The 19,528-nt window shown below is 42.4% G+C and carries 18 protein-coding genes, 1 pseudogene and 1 riboswitch; of the genes and pseudogenes, 15 read left to right on the top strand and 4 right to left on the bottom strand.

The window, feature by feature from the left end; translation table 11 throughout:
• Positions 1–694: 694 nt before the first annotated feature.
• Positions 695–1,135 (bottom strand): annotated as a pseudogene (locus IEY34_RS37050) (IS5/IS1182 family transposase); the annotation flags it as partial.
• Between the two features lie 379 nt (positions 1,136–1,514).
• Here IEY34_RS37050 and IEY34_RS30470 point away from each other — a divergent pair.
• Both IEY34_RS30470 and IEY34_RS30465 read left to right on the top strand, forming a co-directional pair.
• Positions 1,515–1,880: a hypothetical protein gene (locus IEY34_RS30470; protein WP_189019156.1), complete on the top strand. Its 366-nt coding sequence runs from the start codon at positions 1,515–1,517 to the stop codon at positions 1,878–1,880.
• A 107-nt stretch (positions 1,881–1,987) separates the two neighbouring features.
• The gene (locus tag IEY34_RS30465) at positions 1,988–2,791 is read left to right on the top strand and encodes a S1 family peptidase (protein WP_189019154.1); all 804 of its coding nucleotides are present in this window, start codon (positions 1,988–1,990) and stop codon (positions 2,789–2,791) included.
• A gap of 55 nt (positions 2,792–2,846) precedes the next feature.
• On the opposite strand, the gene IEY34_RS30460 is transcribed toward IEY34_RS30465, so the two are convergent.
• The gene (locus IEY34_RS30460; RefSeq protein WP_189019152.1) at positions 2,847–3,167 is read right to left on the bottom strand and encodes a DUF3221 domain-containing protein; all 321 of its coding nucleotides are present in this window, start codon (positions 3,165–3,167) and stop codon (positions 2,847–2,849) included.
• A gap of 267 nt (positions 3,168–3,434) precedes the next feature.
• On the opposite strand from IEY34_RS30460, the gene IEY34_RS30455 reads away from it, so the two are divergent.
• Positions 3,435–4,322 carry a tyrosine-type recombinase/integrase gene (locus IEY34_RS30455; RefSeq protein WP_189019150.1) on the top strand — a complete coding sequence of 296 codons (888 nt, stop codon included), beginning with the start codon at positions 3,435–3,437 and terminating at the stop codon, positions 4,320–4,322.
• Between the two features lie 387 nt (positions 4,323–4,709).
• Here IEY34_RS30455 and IEY34_RS30450 read toward each other — a convergent pair whose 3' ends face one another.
• Positions 4,710–4,913 (bottom strand): hypothetical protein, encoded by a 204-nt coding sequence (locus IEY34_RS30450; protein WP_189019148.1) that lies wholly within the window; start codon positions 4,911–4,913, stop codon positions 4,710–4,712.
• 68 nt (positions 4,914–4,981) lie between these two features.
• Between IEY34_RS30450 and IEY34_RS30445 the strand changes: the two genes are divergently transcribed.
• The 7 genes from IEY34_RS30445 (at position 4,982) to IEY34_RS30415 (ending at position 13,237) form a co-directional block, all read left to right on the top strand.
• Entirely contained in the window at positions 4,982–7,306 is a 2,325-nt protein-coding gene (locus IEY34_RS30445) for a sensor histidine kinase (protein WP_189019146.1), read from the top strand.
• Entirely contained in the window at positions 7,303–7,935 is a 633-nt protein-coding gene (locus tag IEY34_RS30440) for a response regulator transcription factor (RefSeq protein WP_189019145.1), read from the top strand. The genes IEY34_RS30445 and IEY34_RS30440 overlap by 4 nt, the downstream gene beginning before the upstream one ends.
• 42 nt (positions 7,936–7,977) lie before the next feature.
• Positions 7,978–8,874: a polyprenyl synthetase family protein gene (locus IEY34_RS30435; protein WP_189019142.1), complete on the top strand. Its 897-nt coding sequence runs from the start codon at positions 7,978–7,980 to the stop codon at positions 8,872–8,874.
• 136 nt (positions 8,875–9,010) lie between these two features.
• Entirely contained in the window at positions 9,011–9,940 is a 930-nt protein-coding gene (locus tag IEY34_RS30430) for an Rpn family recombination-promoting nuclease/putative transposase (protein WP_189019140.1), read from the top strand.
• Between the two features lie 105 nt (positions 9,941–10,045).
• Positions 10,046–10,927: an Rpn family recombination-promoting nuclease/putative transposase gene (locus IEY34_RS30425; protein ID WP_189019138.1), complete on the top strand. Its 882-nt coding sequence runs from the start codon at positions 10,046–10,048 to the stop codon at positions 10,925–10,927.
• Between the two features lie 536 nt (positions 10,928–11,463).
• Complete coding sequence (locus IEY34_RS30420; protein WP_189019137.1) at positions 11,464–12,927, top strand: catalase; 1,464 nt, start codon at positions 11,464–11,466, stop codon at positions 12,925–12,927.
• 37 nt (positions 12,928–12,964) lie between these two features.
• Positions 12,965–13,237, top strand: a complete 273-nt coding sequence (locus IEY34_RS30415; protein WP_079414606.1) for a Fur family transcriptional regulator — start codon at positions 12,965–12,967, stop codon at positions 13,235–13,237.
• A 75-nt stretch (positions 13,238–13,312) separates the two neighbouring features.
• On the opposite strand, the gene IEY34_RS30410 is transcribed toward IEY34_RS30415, so the two are convergent.
• On the bottom strand, positions 13,313–14,392 hold the full coding sequence (locus IEY34_RS30410; protein ID WP_189019134.1) for a stalk domain-containing protein: 1,080 nt from the start codon (positions 14,390–14,392) through the stop codon (positions 13,313–13,315).
• A gap of 311 nt (positions 14,393–14,703) precedes the next feature.
• Positions 14,704–14,805: riboswitch (purine riboswitch) on the top strand.
• Between the two features lie 179 nt (positions 14,806–14,984).
• Here IEY34_RS30410 and purE point away from each other — a divergent pair.
• The 5 genes from purE (at position 14,985) to purS (ending at position 19,488) form a co-directional block, all read left to right on the top strand.
• Entirely contained in the window at positions 14,985–15,470 is a 486-nt protein-coding gene (gene purE / locus IEY34_RS30405; protein WP_079414608.1) for a 5-(carboxyamino)imidazole ribonucleotide mutase, read from the top strand.
• Positions 15,467–16,639 (top strand): 5-(carboxyamino)imidazole ribonucleotide synthase, encoded by a 1,173-nt coding sequence (gene purK / locus IEY34_RS30400; protein WP_189019132.1) that lies wholly within the window; start codon positions 15,467–15,469, stop codon positions 16,637–16,639. The genes purE and purK overlap by 4 nt, the downstream gene beginning before the upstream one ends.
• Positions 16,640–16,665: 26 nt before the next feature.
• On the top strand, positions 16,666–17,961 hold the full coding sequence (gene purB / locus IEY34_RS30395; RefSeq protein ID WP_189019130.1) for an adenylosuccinate lyase: 1,296 nt from the start codon (positions 16,666–16,668) through the stop codon (positions 17,959–17,961).
• A 24-nt stretch (positions 17,962–17,985) separates the two neighbouring features.
• Positions 17,986–18,885 carry a phosphoribosylaminoimidazolesuccinocarboxamide synthase gene (locus IEY34_RS30390; RefSeq protein ID WP_189019121.1) on the top strand — a complete coding sequence of 300 codons (900 nt, stop codon included), beginning with the start codon at positions 17,986–17,988 and terminating at the stop codon, positions 18,883–18,885.
• A 363-nt stretch (positions 18,886–19,248) separates the two neighbouring features.
• Entirely contained in the window at positions 19,249–19,488 is a 240-nt protein-coding gene (gene purS, locus IEY34_RS30385; RefSeq protein ID WP_079414612.1) for a phosphoribosylformylglycinamidine synthase subunit PurS, read from the top strand.
• Positions 19,489–19,528: the final 40 nt, after the last annotated feature.

Below are 19,528 nucleotides of genomic sequence, written 5' to 3'. Positions count from 1 at the left end.
TGGGTGCAGCACCCAATCTATTTTTCTCAAGCATGAAGGTCATCTCCTAGAATAAATTCTGACCTCTACACCTTCGACAAAAGATTGGAAATACCTGCTAGTTAATTGTGCTGTCGTAGTTTTTTTCAGTGTAAGTGACCTTATATAACCGTTCTCACTGTCGGCATTGAAAATAACCTGATAATCACCAGCATTATAATTTAGGTACCATCCATTTTCGAATTACATCATTCTTTGATGCTCCAATACCAAATTCAATGCCTGTTATCTTACCTTCTGATGAAAAAGAAAGAAAATCCTTATCTATAGTCAGTTTTTTACTTAAATTAGTATCTTCAATTAAAATACTTTTCGTTTCATTTTAATATTTCACTATTTTCCCAATAGTTTCTCCCACGAAACGGACGGGTACATACGCGTGCCCATTATGGTTTAATATGGGATATTTTTCAGTGTTTACGGGTATTTTGGTTCCATTATATACAAATTTCACAGGAAATAAGTACACTTGAATTATATCAGATGCAAAAACAGCCGATGTTGTAGCTAAGGCACCTCTGACAATAAAACCAATAAGAAATTTCTTCATTAACTTCACTCCCAGCACTTTTATTATAACTAATTGAATCAATTTCATAATGCTTTTGTATGAAGCTTGTGCTATCCGAAATTTACGGTCTATTTTTCAAAAAAACTAAGCTGCAGCCTTGTTGAATTGGCTCTTTCTAACACGGTCTGCTGTTAATTTGCATGCTGTATAAACTAAACAAGATAACTGAAAGTCAATGCTTGCTAGTTTTCCTCGATGATGGATATTGTTGAGCTGAAAATACTCCTTAAGACGTGTTTGCACGCTCAACAGCTGTTCGTTTTTTGTATAACTCGTAGTAACAATCGCATCCGCGAGCTGGAACTGTGTAATTACGAATATCAGATTCGGACTTTTACTTTGTGTATTTTCTGGTATTCTCCATCGTTATATGGACAGCTCCCACATTCCTTTGGTGACGTGTACTTGAGCGTTTCATACTTAGGAACGAAACTATCGTATCTGTAGCTTCTTTCCTTCTTTGCAGGTAGGGCGAAAATACTTGTCTTTTCCTTCGATGCTTCGGGTTAATCTTTTGATGAGATCTTTCATTGTTGGAATTCGCTCCATGATGCGAACGAACAAAGAAGCTAACATTGCAGCATAATTAAGCTGTGTCGGTTATCCAATTAAGCTCTTTTTGTATACCACTTTCAGGAAAGGCATGATGTCCAGAGTCTCAAACACCGGGGTGTACATATCCCTGGGTGACATTTCTAATAATTCTTGCAGGGAAAGTGTGGTAGTGGCACTAAATACTTCAAGATTTGGGGATGTACTCCCTTTTTTGCGTCTTAAAAACGCATGCATGGTAAGGCTTTTGAATTATGAAATTCTCTCAGATAAAAAAAAATTTAAAATAAAAGGGATTTAGTGGAATTAATTGAATAATTAGATTGTAAAATTAAATTTTAGGAGGTTATTTATGAAATCGAAATTTTTATCAGTAGTTCTTATTTTATTTCTTCTTTTTACTTCATTAGTTACATCGACTGCTTTAGCTGCTTTGCCCCAGAATAATAGTGACGAAGAACTAGCACGGAGTATTAATTACAGAGAAAAAATGGGCTTCAATAAGGATACTAATTATGTGAAAAATGTCACATCAGATCAAGCCGCAAAAGAATATATTAAAAATCATGGGATAGCATTAACACCTGCTGAAGCTAAAGAAGTTGAAAGGCGGATTAAAATTCAAGAAGAAGTACCGAATATAAAAAAAATCCTTGAACGACATTTAGATTCTGAAGATTTTGGAGGCATTTATATTGACCATAAGGAGGGATACTAAAAATAGGGGTAACCAAAGAACGTACAAGCCTTAATACAAAAATTAATAATGTGGTTAAAGACGTACAATTACCAGAAGGAACTACCTTCATTGAGGTAAAATATAGCATGAAAAAATTAGATGAATTGCATGATTTAATTTTAAAAAGGAAAGAGGAACTAGCCAAACTTGGGGTGTCTATTAATTCTATAAATACAAACACTTATACAAATCGTGTCGAGATTGGTGTTGATTCTAAGAAAAATAATGTAGAAAAAACATTACTGGACATGTTTGGAGAAGCAGTAGTCGTTATTGAGGAAAAAGTTGAACCAACTCGTACTACTTATAATGGTTACTTGGAATCTGGATTACATATTGTGAAAAACTCTTCTAGCTATTGTACCTCTAACATTGCTGTCCGTGATAGTAGTTTTAATTATTATTTAGTTACTGCAGGACATTGCTTGTGGGGCGGAAGCTCTAGTTGGACTCAAGGCAGTCAGTATATAGGCTACGGGGCTACGTGGAATACAGGCTACGCGGATGTGGGAACAATAAAAATTTCGTCTTCGGATGCTACAAAGTACGTGTATTTAAGCTCCACCCAAGCTAATTATTTTACAGATGTTCAACCAGTTAACACTAATACTGTCGGTGATTATGTATGTCAATCTTCAGCAACATCAGGATATGTCTGCGGTTATGTAACCTCTATAAATGCTTCAGTTACTTTTGATGGATATACTTTTACAAAGCAAGTAAGAGCAAATTATACTGTTAATGGTGGCGATAGTGGTGGTCCTGTCTTCACTTGGAGAACTATAAAAGGCATACAATCCGCAAAAATGAATGCTTCTGGAGAAGCTGTCTTTTCACAGATGGGTTATGCACTTCAAAATATAGGAAATCCCACACCGATACTAAATTAAACATAAAAAATTATCCCCTAGCTGCATAAGTTCGGGGGTAATTTTTTATGTTTAATTATTTGATTTTTTCTGCTTTTTTTACAGCAGCAATTAAAGGGTAGGAAGTACCAATATCTCCCTTTAGCCAAACACGTAATTTATCTCCTTTCTTAAAAGAAGTTGATTTTATGTTGGAAAGCCAGTAAACATTGTAACTTTGGTAATGAGATAAAATATCTTCAATCGAAATACCTGTATCTAAATCTATCTTCTCAGCGAATAGCACTTTATTATCCTTAGTATCCAGTATTGTCCCTTCAATAAAAGTATTGTTGTTTGCGTTACAACCAACAATCAAAAGGAACACTAATAATAAATTAAACGATAAAAAAAACATCTTATATTCATTCCCATTCTCCTCATATAAATCAGTTGTTTTCCATGAAATAAGTTATATATTCCGTTACTTCTGATATCACCAACTGAACGCTCGAACAAATAATCGGAGAAAATCGAAAGCTGTTTTCAAAACCAGCTTCTTAAAGCCGCCGCTTAATAAGGCTACGGTGTTGTTCAGAATGCGTACTTGATGACCGCTAATGTTTCGGTTATGATAATAATATCATGTCCGCTAATGTAAGTCAATATTTGGAGGCTTTGTTTAATGAGAGAGACACCGGGGATTTCGGAACAGGGCGAGCAGATCATTCAGGACTTCATTCACGCTCTTACCACCCACGAAGATTTGAGTCCCAAGACACTAAAGGAATACGCAAGCGACTTGAAACTTTTTATAGGTTGGTTTGAGACAGCCGACCACCAAGAGGAAGAGGTTATATTTCGAATTGAAGATGTGGGTACTTCAACATTAACACGATATCGGGAAGCCTCGCAAAAAGTAATGGAATTGAAACCGGCGACCATTAATCGACGGCTTATAACCCTGAAACGTTTTTTCGAGTGGGCTGTGTCGGAATCCAGAATTCGCCGCGACCCATCGAAGCCGATTAAATTGGTTCAGGAAGAAAAGATAAGTCCTAGGCAGATGACAGACAAAGAAGAAACTGCATTGATCGCTGCGGCTGAGCGCGGTGGTTCCCTTCGGGATCAGACGATTCTTATTGTGATGTTTCATACCGGCTTACGAACAATGGAAGTATGCGATCTGGCTCCCGGAGATATTCAATTCGGTAAACGCAGCGGTCAGCTTACGGTTCGATCCGGAATACGGAATAAACAGCGGGAAGTACCTTTGAACGTTACGTGCAGAGCTGCTTTAGAGAAATATCTGGCAGTTCTTCCTTCGGATAGTCCGTATCTGTTTCCATCGGAGAAAACCGGTGATCGATTAACTGAACGAGCTTTACGCCATGTGATTCAAAAATACATGAAATTGGCCCGGCTAGAAGGATTGAGCGCCCACGATCTACGTCACCGGTTCGGGTACGTCATGGCAGCAAACACCCCGTTGCACCGTTTGGCGCAAATTATTGGTCACGATAGTCTGGAAACAACGAAGATTTACGTCAAAGTGACTCGTGTGGATCTGTAGTAACTAATTAATTAGAAAGCCATTTTGTAACAAATTATTTAAGTTCGAATCTGAGACGCATTATCATGCTCATTTTGAGCTGCTTTTTCCTGCAGAAACCCACAGCGAAATGATCCGCGAACTTTTCTTTACTCGTTAGAGCTAGTTTATGTTGCTTTTGTCATAGAAGTACAACGCTTTGTAAGTCTTATTCAATTGTTCTGGCCACCTCATTGTGCAATGCTTCTTTGGGTTAAATCTGAACCCCAGACAAGGTGTTACGACGAAGTGCATAACTCATGATAATCAATGTATGTAAAAATCGAAATAGTGCCTCAACAATAAAAAAGGATTATATAATTAGCCTTTGGCTAGTTATACAATCCTTTTTTATTTGGTAGAATGAGACTATGCCCAGTAGTCTAATTTTTCTTTTGATTCTTTTTCTCTACCAGATGCGGTTGTACTAAAAGTTTTTATAAGGGCTTCGGACTCTTCTCTAGATAATTGTGAAGCAACAGTTGCAGAATGGAATGTATTTTCGTATAAATTGAAGCGCTTTATTGAATGGACTGAATCCATCAATTTTTCATTTAATTGGATTATTGACATAGGTATCGCTCCTTTCGACATTAATAAACTACAATAGGATTATAGCAAATTAATCAAACTTGGAGGAGATGAAGATTAAAATTAAAAATAAATACTTAATTGGTGTATGCGTAATGATTTTCGCTTGCTTACAAATTTGGTGTTCCTATATTACTTTTAACTTTCCTTACAACGGCATATCTCTTGAATTGAACGATGAAAATAAATGGACTATACATAGTTTGGAGCAAAACGGCACTAAGTTAGATGTTCAAATCGGAGATATTATCAAAAAAATTGATGGTAAGGAGCCGAGAGATTCTAATATTGCCATGAATTTTAAGGTTATTGAGCAGGCACGTACTATAATAATCTCTAGAAATGAACATGAGTACGAGATACAGTTAAAAATGAATAATACCACCATGTTTGATATGATTCCTTTATTAGAGGAAATAATTTGTCTTTTTATGGCAATATTGCTTGTTTCAAAAGTTAGTCATTCACCTTCAGCAAAATTGCTTTCAACTGTTTTCTTAAGCTCTGCAATAATTTTTATGAGCCTAGGAGCTTCAATGCGTGGAGATGCGCTTGGAAAATTATTGATTACTAGTTCAATGATGCTGTTACCTATTATTTTTCTGCACTTTTTTGTGGTCTTTTTTAATGAAAAAAGTAATATTAAGCTACCAAATCGAGCTTTTAAATATTTATATGGTATAGTCATACTTTCGTTAGGTATCAAAATTATATACTTCGTTCCTTCATTAAAAGATATATATCAATATGATGGTATAGTCACTATGGTTTTTTTTGTAATTGCTATTTTGCTTAATATGATTCTTTTAACTATGCTGTACATCAGAGTTAGAAAAGAAAATTCGTATACATCAAGTATTGTAAAGATTATATGGTTCTCACTAATGCTTTCATTCACACCAATAATCTGCCTTTCTTTTCTTCCGCGATTAATTATAGGTTATTGGATTATTGACCCGTTATATTCTAGTCTAATTATTTTATTTTTTCCTGTATCTTTTGCATACTTAATTGCATCTAATCAACTATATGACATCGGTTTAGTTATTCGACGTTTTTTATTCGCGGGGGTCGTATCGGTTGTTCCAGTTATTCTATTTACAGGCATCTACGTTTTTTTATTCAGCCAAGAAGTTAATCAGAAACAGATTCTATTTATATTTGTGGGTTCTCTTATTTTAGTATCAACAATGCTCTACGCAGCCGAATATTGGACAACCCGTCTGGAGCCATTCCTGTTCCCAAGGAAATTTATTCTACAATCTGCTCTTAAGAAAATTTCGAAAAATTTAGGTTCCATCTCTAACTTGCGAGAATTAAAAGAAATTATACTCGTTGATATTGTCAATACACTTCAAGTGCTCGGAGGAGCTATTGTTTTTCGGCATAAGGACGATACAGAAGTTATTTACCATGGTGAAATTGATACGTTAGAAATCGAAAAATTGGTTAATTCGTCAACTTTACTTGAACACCCTAGCTATACCTGTATTGAAATGATGGGACATGAAGCGTATACCGGCTATTTAATCATGGCACGTAAAAAGACGAATACACTTATTGCGAAGGAGGAGAAACAGTGGCTGCAGCTTATTACCTCCTATCTTGAAGTTAGTTTGGAAAATGTTCATTTGATACGTAAATTAACCGTCAATTTACAGCGATTTGCTAGTCAGCTTCCTCATGAAGCTACTGCTCAAGATATTCAATGGTTTAGGAAAGTGATGTTTGAACTGCAGGAAGAAGAACGGATACGAATTGCAACTGATCTACATGATACAACTATGCAAGATCTTTTCTTTCTCAAAAGAAGGCTGTCTACGCTAGCGGATAAGTCCACTTTACACAAGTCAGATCAGGAGCAGTTAAGTAGTATGAATAACTTTGTAGATATGATTAATGCCAGTTTACGCCAGAGTTGTTTCGAGTTGAATCCTCATTTATTAAAAGAAGTTGGTTTAATAAAAACCCTTAAAATGTATATTGAAAAGGAAGCTTATTCGACGCCATTCGAACTTATTTTTGAAGTCGGCTCCTCTTCCTTTATTGAAAGCAAGGATCTTCCTACCAAACGCCATATTTTTCGAATTGTGCAAGAATTACTGAATAATGCGAAGAAGCATTCCCAAGCTACAAGAGTTACCATTAAAATGGATGATACTAATCATTTCTTTTATATGAATTATGAAGATAATGGGGTTGGATTTAATGATAACAAGGGGCCAGAATTAGAGATAGGGGCCTCAGGGATGGGTATTGAACAAATGCGTAGCAGAGTCTTGCATCTGGGTGGGCAGATGGATTTTCTGACACAACAGGGAAATGGAACGATATTTAAAATTAGAATTCCCATTGAGGAGGTCATTCCTGCATGAGTGAGATTGTGAGAACCCTTGTTGTGGATGATCATCCCTTGTTTGCTCGAGCAACCAAAGCATTACTGGAGCAAATCGAACACATTGAGGTCGTTGGTGTTGTTGGAAACGGAAAGCAATGCCTGGAACATGTGGAGCGCTATCAACCTGTACTGGTTTTTCTTGATTATCAGTTACCGGATCAATCCGGTATAGAGATTGCTACTATAATTAAACGTAACTATCCAAATATTCATGTTGTTATTTTCACAGGGATCGAATTGAGTGGGATATTTAATAAACTGATTGAAATTAAAGTAAGTGGCGTTTTATCAAAGGAATCAAGTGAGCGAACGATAAAAAATATGGTGAACTGTATTTTAGATGGGCACACGATGCTACCTTTATCGTTCTTTCATCAAATGCAATTAACAGAAATAGCAGTTCAGGAAAGCTTTGCGTTGGTAGAAGAAGAGATTCTCATGATGAACATGTTGGTAAAAGGAGCTACCCATGATCAAATTGCTGACCAAATCTTTATGAGTAAGAGAACGGTCGATAACTATCTACGAAAGATTTATGATAAATTAGGTGTGAAATCTAGGACTGAAGCTCTTGAGAAGTTTATAAAAAGTAAATATTACTCGTAGTCACCAGGGGGAAAGAAATTGCACCAGGACGTAAACCGCCACATGAGTAATATGATGGATGACTTTGTCTATGTGGAGGATTTAAATAAATTATTTAAAACCTTTATGAAGGACAAAGAGAAGGATAAGGATACGTGGGTAAGTATCACATTGTGTGCGCATTTCATGTTAGGGGGGGCTTCTCCTGACATTTATAAATTTGCCGCAATAACTGAAATATTTGTTTTGATATCAGATATCGTCGACGATCTACAGGATCAAGATCAAGCAGACAAGCCATGGATGCAGTCCCCCCAAGCCTCTACGCTGAATGCCATTCTAGCAATGCTCATGGGCGTGGTTGGCGAATTGGGACATTTGCAGGTCCACGGGAGAGTGCTTGTAGAGATTACTCGAATTATCGCGCGATCCATCAATGGGCAGCACAAAGATATAATCAACGCGTCTGTGTCAGTGGATGACTATCTGATCATGACGCAAGAAAAATCAGGCTCTCTATTCCGATTGGCTTGTTTCATGGGGTATTTATCGCTGGATTGTCCGGAGGAAACGATTGAACAGCTTCATGAGCTGGCGGACTGCATAGGACTCATCCATCAGATCCAGAATGATATGCGAGACCTCGTGCGATATGATGTGAAGAATGATTTGTACTGCAAAAAGCGCACACTGCCCATTCTATACCTGCTCTCGGTCGAAGATGAAGCCTTTGGCCCACTAAAAGACTACTACGCAGGCAAAATTACCGCAGATACTCTTCTTCACGACAAAGAAGCTTTCATTCAAATGATTCATGACTCCGGCTGTTTGGAATACTCGCGTGTTGTGCAATCCGTGTGTCTACAGAAAGCGGAGGAGATTTACGCAAAGCTGCAAGCGGTCGAGCCTTGGAAAGAAAAATTTAGAGAAGTTGCGTATGGAGATTTCCTTCCGAAATAGAAGCTCACGTTATTGTTCCTGAATAAGGACGGTAACGTGAGCTTTTTTATTTGAATGGAGTTAACTGCGAATGCGCTGATGTCTCAACCCCATTGATCATGGTATAATAGTAAGGAAAAGGAATGGAGCTGACGCTATGTTCGATAGACTTGACCCGAAAGTCGATTTTGTATTTAAGCGTATTTTCGGAGTGGAAGAGAATAAAGACGTACTGCTCGATTTTTTGAATGTAACGTTAAGGGAAAGCGAGCCGCGTCCATTGACCGACATTCACATTCTGAATCCCTACATCGACAAAAATGCTTTGCACGATAAACAGTCCATTCTGGACATACATGCCCGCACGGCAGACGGGAAACAAGTGAATATTGAAATTCAATTGTTTAACCGTTACGACATTGAGAAGCGGACCTTGTATTATTGGAGCAAAATGTATGCCAGCCAACTAGAAGAAGGACAAAAATATAAAGAGCTCAAAAAGACAATCACCATTAACATTTTAAACTTCAAATTTATTCCTAACGATCGTTATTATAATTTGTTTCATTTGAGGGAAGACCATATGGGACTCGTTCTGACTGACCATATTGAGATCCATTTCATGGAGCTTCCCAAACTAGAAGAGCAGAAGGTCAGGTTCTCGGATAAATTGGTCAAATGGCTGTTGTTCTTAAAAGGTGTGGATAAACCAGAAGTATGGGAGGAGATTTCGATGAACGAACCGGCTTTGCAAAAGGCGATGGATACGCTTGAATTTTTGAGCCAGAATGAAGAGGCTCGAAGACTTTATGAAATGCGGCAAAAAGCGCTGCATGATGAGGCCTCGATGATTGATGGGGCTAGGGAAGAGGGAATGCAAAAAGGTATGCAAGTAGGCATGCAAATAGGCATGGAAGAAGGTATGCAAAAAGGTATGCAAGTAGGTATTGAAGAAGGTATGCATAAGAGCAAAATCGAAATAGCCAAGAACTTGCTCGGCATAGGCATGGACGTAGCTAAGGTAATAGAGGCCACTGGTTTAACTAAAGATGAAGTTCAAAGTATAAAAGAAGAATTGATGCAGTAGTCAAAAGATCGATCGTTCTTTCACAGGACGGTCTTTTTTGATTCTTATGTCTCAATCAAGTCGAGGATGGTATAATTAGAAGTATAAAGGAATGGAGCTGACGCTATGTTCGATAGACTTGACCCGAAAGTCGATTTTGTATTTAAGCGTATTTTCGGAGTGGAGGAGAATAAAGACGTACTGCTCGATTTTTTGAATGTAACGTTAAGGGAAAGCGAACCGCATCCATTGACCGATATTCACATTCTGAACCCCTACATCGATAAAAATGCTTTGCACGATAAACAGTCCATCCTGGACATACATGCCCGCACGGCAGACGGGAAACAAGTGAATATTGAAATTCAATTGTTTAACCGTTATGACATTGAGAAGCGGACCTTGTATTATTGGAGCAAAATGTATGCCAGCCAACTAGAAGAAGGACAAAAATATAAGGAGCTCAAAAAGACAATCACCATTAACATTTTAAACTTCAAATTTATTCCTAACGACCGTTATTATAATTTGTTTCATTTGAGGGAAGATCATATGGGACTCGTACTGACCGACCATATCGAGATCCATTTCATGGAGCTTCCCAAACTAGAAGAGCAGAAGGTCAGGTTCTCGGATAAATTGGTCAAATGGCTGTTGTTCTTAAAAGGTGTGGATAAACCAGAAGTATGGGAGGAGATTTCGATGAACGAACCGGCTTTGCAAAAGGCAATGGATACGCTTGAATTTCTGAGCCAGAATGAAGAGGCCAGAAGACTTTATGAAATGCGGCAAAAAGCGCTGCATGATGAGGCTTCGATGATTGATGGGGCTAGGGAAGAAGGCATGCAAAAAGGTATGCAAATAGGTATGGAAGAAGGAATGCATAAGAGCAAAATCGAAATAGCCAAGAACTTGCTCGGCGTAGGCATGGACGTAGCTAAGGTAATCGAGGCCACGGGTTTATCTAAAGATGAAGTTCAAAAATTAAAAGATAAATTGACGAAGTAGTCACAAGGCCGTCCCTCCAAAGGGCGGTCTTTTTCAAAGTATAAGTTTTTTTGATGGATTTAAGGGGTACCCCCCTTTTTAGTTGACGTCCACCGCAGACCTCTTTGCTTTGGAGGTTTTCGGTCTCAAAGGCATTTAATGAACTGTAGGATGCTTATAGACGAGAAAATGGCTACTTTGGAGATTTAATGAACTGGATTGGCGTTATCGAGTACTTTATTGGCCCAATGGGTATCAATTTCTTGAAATAGCGCCTCTGGAATTCATTAGATTTTTAGAATGAGCGATATTGGCCGAATAAAGGTTATTGAGTTCGTAAGGAGGCTTGCGAAGGTGCATGGACTTGAAGACCTAGCCGCAGGCTAGGGTTTTCTTGTTTAAAGGGTGGCTAGCAAGGAACAACGAGCCGCGGATAGCCCCTCGTACATGTTTAGTTATTGACAACCATTATCACTTAGAATAAAATAAATACTATATTATAATAATTATAAATAAGAAATTACTATTACAAATTCAACCTACAAAGGAGAATGCAAATGACTCATAATCACTTAACGACGAATCAAGGCGCACCAGTAGGCGATAATCAAAATTCACGGACGGCTGGCCAGAATGGCCCTACGCTTTTGGAGGATTACCATCTTCTAGAGAAGATTGCTCATTTCGATCGGGAGCGTATTCCGGAGCGTGTGGTGCATGCGCGTGGAGCGGGGGCGTTTGGAACATTTACGGTTGAAAATGCGATGAAACGCTATACGAAAGCTGGCTTTCTTGGCGAAGCGGGCAAAGAAACGCCGGTGTTCGTTCGCTTCTCGACCGTGATCCACGGTCAAAGCTCACCGGAGACAGCGCGTGATCCGCGTGGTTTTGCGGTGAAGTTTTATACGGAAGAAGGCAATTATGATTTGGTCGGCAACAATTTGCCTGTGTTTTTTATCCGCGATGCAATGAAATTTCCTGATATGGTTCATTCGTTGAAGCCTGCGCCGGACACGAACGTTCAGACGCCTGATCGCTATTGGGATTTCATGTCACTGACACCGGAATCTACGCATATGCTGACATGGGTATTCTCGGATTATGGTACGCCCGCGAACTACCGAGAGATGAATGGCTTTGGTGTCCACGCATTCAAATGGATTAACTCCGTTGGCAACTATGTGTATGTGAAATATCACTGGAAGCCGCATCAAGGCGTGCGCAATTTGAGCAAGGCAGAAGCCGCCGCTGTTCAGGGTGAGGATTTCAGCCACGCAACGAGAGATTTGTATGACGCCATCGCGCGCGGCAGTTTCCCGAAATGGGATCTGCATGTGCAATTGCTGCAGCCGGAGGATCTGGATGCTTATGATTTCGATCCGCTGGACCCAACGAAGGTTTGGCCGGAAGATGTGATTCCGCTGCACAAGGTAGGGACGATGACGTTGAACCGCAATCCGCAGAACTTTTTTGCCGATGTAGAGCAGGCGGCATTTGCACCTAGTGTGTTGGTTGCCGGAATCGAGCCATCGGAAGATAAGTTGCTGCAAGGACGGCTGTTCTCCTATCCCGACACACAAAGGCACCGTCTGGGCGCGAATTACTTGCAAATTCCAGTAAACTGTCCCTACGCAACTGTGCAAAATAACCAACGGGACGGCGCTATGCAAATGAAGCCCCAGGCCGGTAGTATCAATTATGAGCCGACTCGTCATGCGGATGAGCCTAAGGAAGCGCCCGAGTATCGCGACAGCAGCACTCCCCTTCACGGCAGCGCAACCCGGCAAAAAATTGCCAAAACGAATGATTTCGCCCAAGCCGGCGACACCTTCCGCAGCTTCAGCGAGCAGGAGCAGGCGAATTTCATTTCCAATTTGGTCGGTGACTTATCCTCGGTGCATGAGAAATCGAAGCTGCTGGCGATCTGCAATTTCTATCGGGCGGATGCGAAGCTGGGGGAAAGCCTTGCGGCAGGGTTGAACGTGGATATTTCAGGCTATTTACAGCACTTGAACCGCTAATTTATAAAAGCAGCAACTCGTAGAGGAGGTTTCCAGAATGGTCCATCATGATCTTGAACAAGCGCTGCAGCGCATGCGTTCCAAAAACATTCATTTAACCCCGCAGCGGTATGCGTTATTGGAATATCTGTACGCGCAACGCAGCTATACGACGGTGAAAGATATTTGTGAAGCGTTAATGGTCAAATATCCGACGATTAATGCCATGACAGTGAACAGCAGTTTGCACGTATTTAAACAGCTTGGTTTGGTGAAAGAGCTCGCCGTGATCGGAAGCTCCATACGATATGAAGCTGCTTTAAGCTCATAAGGGTAAAAAGAAGCGCCCCACTCGCTACAAAGAGGATCTAGCCTCGAGTAGTCGATTGGGGCGCTTTAGCTATCTTTATTTTGCCGCTGCAAAAGCAGACAATGGAATCGGGAATTCTAGAATGCCCATCACATAAGGAACATATTCGTACAGGCCAAAGTACACGACAACCGTGTCATCTTTCAAATAAAAGCCCTGATCGTCACGGATGGATTCGAATGGTTCGAGTAGATCGGACTCTATTTGTCTTTCTTTCAATTGCTTTTTAATCTCTTGATTGATGATGGTCTTGTAATTGGTATTATTCGAAGTCACCTGCTGAAGGCTCAGCTCATTCCCCGTATCCAGATCGAACGTATGAGCATCATGCGTTGTGAACCCGTGGGCGCCGCCTGTAAATGTATATACCTCAAAGTAGAGACTAAGTTTGTGCTTCTGATTGTACGTGATCTGATAATTGACATCCATAGAATACGGGTACTCGTTGCCGCTTTTGCTTAGCTCTTTGTTGGCAGCATCTTTATATTTCTCTACCTCGCTTTGAATGAATGCGTTAATTTTCGCGCTTGCCGCGGAATTGGCCCATCCTTCAATTTGAGGATAATCTATCGTAATATTTTGATTGTCGGTTATTTTTTTCGAATCGGACTTGTTCGTCAAGGTGAGTTCGTTTTCTTGAATTTTAGTAATGGAAACTACATGGTTTTGATCGTTGTATCCGATTTGGTAGCCCATTTGTTCAAGGAGCAAACGCAGCGGCAAGTAGGTGGTTCCGTCCACGATGACAGGCGGCAGAGGTTTGTAAAATTCACGGCCATTCATCGCATATTTCGTACTTTGATTCATCATGCTCATTTTCTTGTTGGGGGCGCTGACGGTAACTGTTTTTGTGGCCTCATCCCAGGCTGTCGTTAAGCCAAGCTTTTGGCTGAGAAAAGAAAGGCCGACATAGGTGTCGCCGTCAATCGATTTGCCACCTGGCACTTCCAGGAGTTGATCTTCGATCTGGATTTTCAAAGGGGCAAGCTTAATCTCGAAATCGCTGCTTTCCGTCTGGGCATAAACGCTTGCCTGCTGGAGCAGGGCTGGGCTTGCAGCGACTAGCAGGGCTGTGGCCAAAGTGATTTTCAGTAATGCGGGCATATTCTTTTTCATTAATATCTCTCCTTTGTGGCATTTATTTAATGATTTATGAATTAGACGGTGCGTCTATTTAGAAGGTTCGAAGTATTTTTTTTGGATTTGTCGAAAATAATTGAACGCGCTTTCCTCGAATCTCTCCGAGTATATGGATCACGTAAGGAGGAGCGAAAACGGAAAAGAAGATATAAACCGGTGTTTATTGGAAAAACAATGCCTAAAAACGAACTATACGAAAGAAATAGTTGAAAAACGTTCGCTTTTTGAAATTGACATGGCACGTCAGTTGGTAGTAAACTAGGGAAGCGGGAAATGAACCCGCACTAATTGAAAATGTCGAATCAACTCGTATAAAATCAGGGATAAGGCCTGAAAGTTTCTACCCAAAAACCATTAATTTTTGGACTACGAGGAAGCGAATGAGGGAAACCATAGGAAGATGATGGTCTTTTTGCATTCGGTTCTTTTGCTGTCCACGGATAGAATCATGTATTCTAGCTCTGGGCGTTTTTTGGGTTTAGAGGTTGACTGGATTGAATTTATTGGAAATGAAAGTTTTAAGAGCCAAGCTTTTGAAACGACTTAACTATATGAGAGTGGGTTTGAGATGACGGTACGTGTTGGTGTCATAATGGGAAGCCAGTCGGATTGGGAAACGATGAAGCACGCATGCGACATGTTGGAAGAGCTCGGAGTGCCCTACGAGAAAAAGGTGGTATCCGCGCACAGAACGCCAGATTTGATGTTTGAATATGCAGCCGCGGCGGCAGGCCGTGGGATCCAAGTGATTATTGCCGGAGCAGGCGGGGCGGCGCATCTACCAGGAATGGTAGCAGCCAAAACGGAGCTACCGGTTATTGGTGTTCCCGTGAAGACGTCCACGCTGAACGGACTGGATTCCTTGCTGTCCATCGTGCAAATGCCAGGCGGCATTCCGGTGGCCACGGTGGCTATCGGCCATGCGGGAGCTACGAATGCAGGCTTGCTGGCGGCGCAAATCCTCGGCGCCTTCGAACCGGAGCTGCAAGCGAAGGTCAGAGCACGTCGTGAGCGCATCGCGCAAACGGTGATCGAAAGCAGTGACCTGCTATGACAGCAGCAGATGACAAGATCATCAAACCAGGCGCCACGATTGGCGTCCTGGGCGGCGGGCAGTTAGGCCGCATGCTGGCCTTGGCCGGCCGCAATATGGGGTATCGCTTCGTGACGCTCGACCCGACGGAAGACGCGCCTTGCGGTCAAGTCGCCGATGAGCAGATCCTGGCGAACTTCGACGATGTCGAGGCCGCGAGGAAGCTGGCGGCGCGCTCGGATGTGATCACGTACGAATTCGAGAATGTCGATGCCCATGTCACGAACATTTTGATGAACGAATCCTATGTTCCCCAAGGGAGCGAACTTTTATATACAACCCAGCATCGTCTGCGGGAAAAGAGAGCGATTGAAGCTGCTGGCGTGCCTGTTGCGCCTTACGCGGAAATCGGCAGCGCAGCGGAGCTCCAAGAAGCAGTCATTCGCTTCGGCACACCGAGTGTGCTCAAGACGGCTACTGGCGGCTACGACGGCAAAGGACAGTGGGTCATTCGCTCTTTAGATGAAGTTGAAGAAGCCTACGAGACACTGAACCGCGCCAAAACGGAGCTGGTGCTCGAACAATTCATTCATTTTGACAAAGAATTATCCGTCATTGCCGCGAGAAGTCCTCGTGGGGAAGTGAAAGCTTTCCCGGCAGCGGAAAACATACATGTACATAACATCCTGCATCAATCCATCGTACCGGCTCGCATTCCAGTCGAAGTGCAGCAGGAAGCGGAGCAGCTGGCCATTCGCATCGCCGAATCGCTTGGCGTCATCGGATTGATCGCTGTTGAGCTGTTTTTAACGAAGGATGGTCAGCTTTATGTGAATGAGCTGGCGCCACGCCCGCACAATTCCGGTCATTACACGATGGAAGCGTGCCGAACTTCGCAGTTCGAGCAGCATGTTCGCGCGATTTGCAACCTGCCGCTGGGTTCAACTGAGCTTCTGACCCCTGTCGTGATGGTGAATCTGCTTGGTGAACATATCGAGCCGCTGCAAAGCTTAATCGACCAGCCAGGCTTCCTGGAAGCTGAAGATTTAGGCGTAAGCGCGAAGGTTCATCTGTATGGCAAGAAAGAAGCCAAAGAGAAACGCAAGATGGGACATATCAATCTCCTGGCAAGCAATGTGCAGCATGCACTGACTTGGATAGAACGCACGAGCATTTGGGAAAGTAAGTAAATGATAATTATTGGAGGAACGGCACAATGATCGAACGTTATACGCGCCCGGAAATGGCGAACATTTGGACGGAACAAAACAAGTTTCAAGCATGGTTGGAAGTCGAAATTCTTTCTTGCGAGGCTTGGTCTGAGCTTGGCGTCATTCCTAAGGAAGATGTGAAGGTACTGCGCGAAAACGCGAGCTTCAACATCGACCGCATTTACGAAATCGAGCAAGAGACGCGTCATGACGTGATCGCCTTCACAAGAGCCGTGTCCGAAACGCTCGGGCCTGAGCGCAAATGGGTTCACTACGGTTTAACATCGACCGACGTTGTTGATACAGCACTTGGCTACTTGTTGAGACAAGCGAACGAGATCTTAGACAAAGACATTCAGAATTTCATTGAAATCCTTCGCAATAAAGCGATTGAACATAAAGATACAGCGATGATGGGCAGAACGCATGGCGTACATGCAGAGCCGACGACTTTCGGTCTGAAAATGGCGCTTTGGTACGAGGAAATGAAGCGTAATTTGGAGCGTTTCCGTTTTGCCGCTGACGGCGTACAATTCGGTAAAATCTCCGGTGCTGTCGGTACTTACGCGAACATCGACCCCTTCGTTGAGCAATATGTCTGCGACAAATTGGGTACGAAAGCTGCTCCAATCTCGACGCAAACTTTGCAGCGTGATCGTCACGCGGAATACATGGCAACAATTGCTTTGGTTGCTACTTCCCTGGATAAATTCGCAACAGAAATTCGCGCGCTTCAGAAGAGTGAGTTCCGTGAAGTGGAAGAGCCGTTCGCTAAGGGTCAAAAAGGTTCCTCCGCGATGCCGCACAAGCGCAACCCGATCGGCTGCGAAAGCATCTCCGGCCTGTCTCGCGTAATTCGCGGACATATGGTTTCCGCTTATGAGAACGTGACGCTATGGCATGAGCGCGATATCTCGCACTCCTCCGTAGAGCGTATTATCCTGCCGGATGCAACGCAATTGCTCAACTACATGCTGAACCGCCTAGGCAACATCATCAAGAACTTGACGGTGTTCCCTGAGAACATGAAACGCAACATGCGCAGCACGTATGATGTTCCTTTCTCTGGCCGTGTGATGACGAAGCTGATCGACAAAGGCTTTTCGCGTGAGCAAGCGTACGATACGGTTCAACCAAGAGCGATGCAAGCTTGGGAAGAACAACGTTCTTTCCGCGACATCGTAGAGAATGCTTCCGTTATTACTGAGGCGTTAAGCCCAGCAGAAATCGGAGATTGCTTCGATCCAAGCTGGCATTTGAAACACGTGGACACGATCTTTGACCGTTTAGGTTTGAAATAGCATTTGCAATGAGGGGAGAGGGGAATGTTGGCTGTGATCACGAAAATCCTTGATTCAGCGGTAGAGCTGTTGAAAGCGCCGCTTGTTCACAAAGGCAAAGTGCGCGAGTTGTATGATTTGGGAGAGAACTTCTTGATCGTCGTAACGGACCGCATCTCGGCGTTCGATTATATGTTGAAACCGGATGTTCCGGACAAAGGCTACGTGCTGAATGCACTGAGCAAATACTGGTTCAACGTGACGAGCGGCTACATGAAGAACCATATCGTGCACACGGACGTGGAACAACTTCACGCTATCATTCCTGATGCAGAGGCGAGAGAGCTTCTGAAGGAGCGAATTATTGTCGCCAAAAAAGCAGAGCGCATCTCCATCGAGTGTGTAGTTCGCGGCTACATCACAGGCAACGGCTGGAGACAGTACGCTCAGACTGGCGAGATTAACGGCCGCAAGCTTCCTGAAGGACTGCGGAAGAATCAACGGCTGGAAGATCCCATTTTCACGCCTGCGGCGAAAAATGATGTCGGTCATGATGAAGACATTTCCGTGGAACAAATGGCGGCGTTGGTCGGTGAGAACCTGACTTACGAGCTGCAAGAGAAAAGCATCATGCTTTACACGCTTGCGCATGCGATTTGTGAGCAAAAAGGCATTATTTTAGCAGACACGAAATTCGAATTCGGCATTTATGCCGGTGAACTTATTATTATTGATGAGATTTTCACACCGGATTCCTCCCGTTATTGGTCACAAGAGAATTATGCGCTCGATATCGAGATTGATTCGATGGACAAAGAGCCTGTTCGTACGTACTTGGCGGGTTCGGGCTGGGACAAAAACAGCGAGCCAGACGAGCTTCCGGCTTCTGTTGTGGAAGAGACGTCCAATCGGTATAAAGAGATTTTGCGTCGTTTGACGGAGTAGTGGATTGCAGGGGGCTGAATTACCGGGGCTGACACGTAGTGGGGCTTTAGTTTGAGCGGATGCTCGTCCTAAGATTACGCATTCGTGCGTGCCCCCGCCTCGGAATGGGGAATAAGAGCCTTTAGGGCCTCTTATTTTCAGGGAAATGAGCAATAAATGCAGAATAAGAGCCCTTAAAGCCTCTTATTTGCATGAAAACCAATGAAATAGCTGCCTTTTAGAGGAATAAGAGTCCTTAGGAGCTTCTATTTCATCAAACGTGGAAGAAAAATGAGAAATAAGAGCCCTTAGGGACTTCTAAATGGGCTCCTAACTATGCCGCTGCCAGATCAACTGGCGAATAACGCTAAGGAGAGATTACAAATGAAAGCAACGGTCTACGTAACGATCAAGCAGAACGTATTGGATGTTCAAGGAACTGCGGTGCAAGGAGCGCTTCATTCGATGGGGTTTGAGGAAGTTGGCAAGGTGCGCATTGGCAAATATTTGGAGCTTGAGCTGGGAACAACGGATAAAGCAGAAGCAGAAGCACGCGTGAAGGCGATGTGCGAGAAGCTGCTTGCGAACACGGTTATCGAAGATTACCGCTACGAGTTGGCGTAACATACCGAATAGGCTTACCACTTAAAAGGAGGAACACGTC

This window comes from Paenibacillus marchantiophytorum (assembly GCF_014640555.1).
Taxonomy (GTDB): Bacteria; Bacillota; Bacilli; order Paenibacillales; family NBRC-103111; genus Paenibacillus_E; species Paenibacillus_E marchantiophytorum.
The sequence above is the reverse complement of the archived record's forward strand: the minus strand, read 5'-3'. Positions and strand labels throughout refer to the sequence as shown.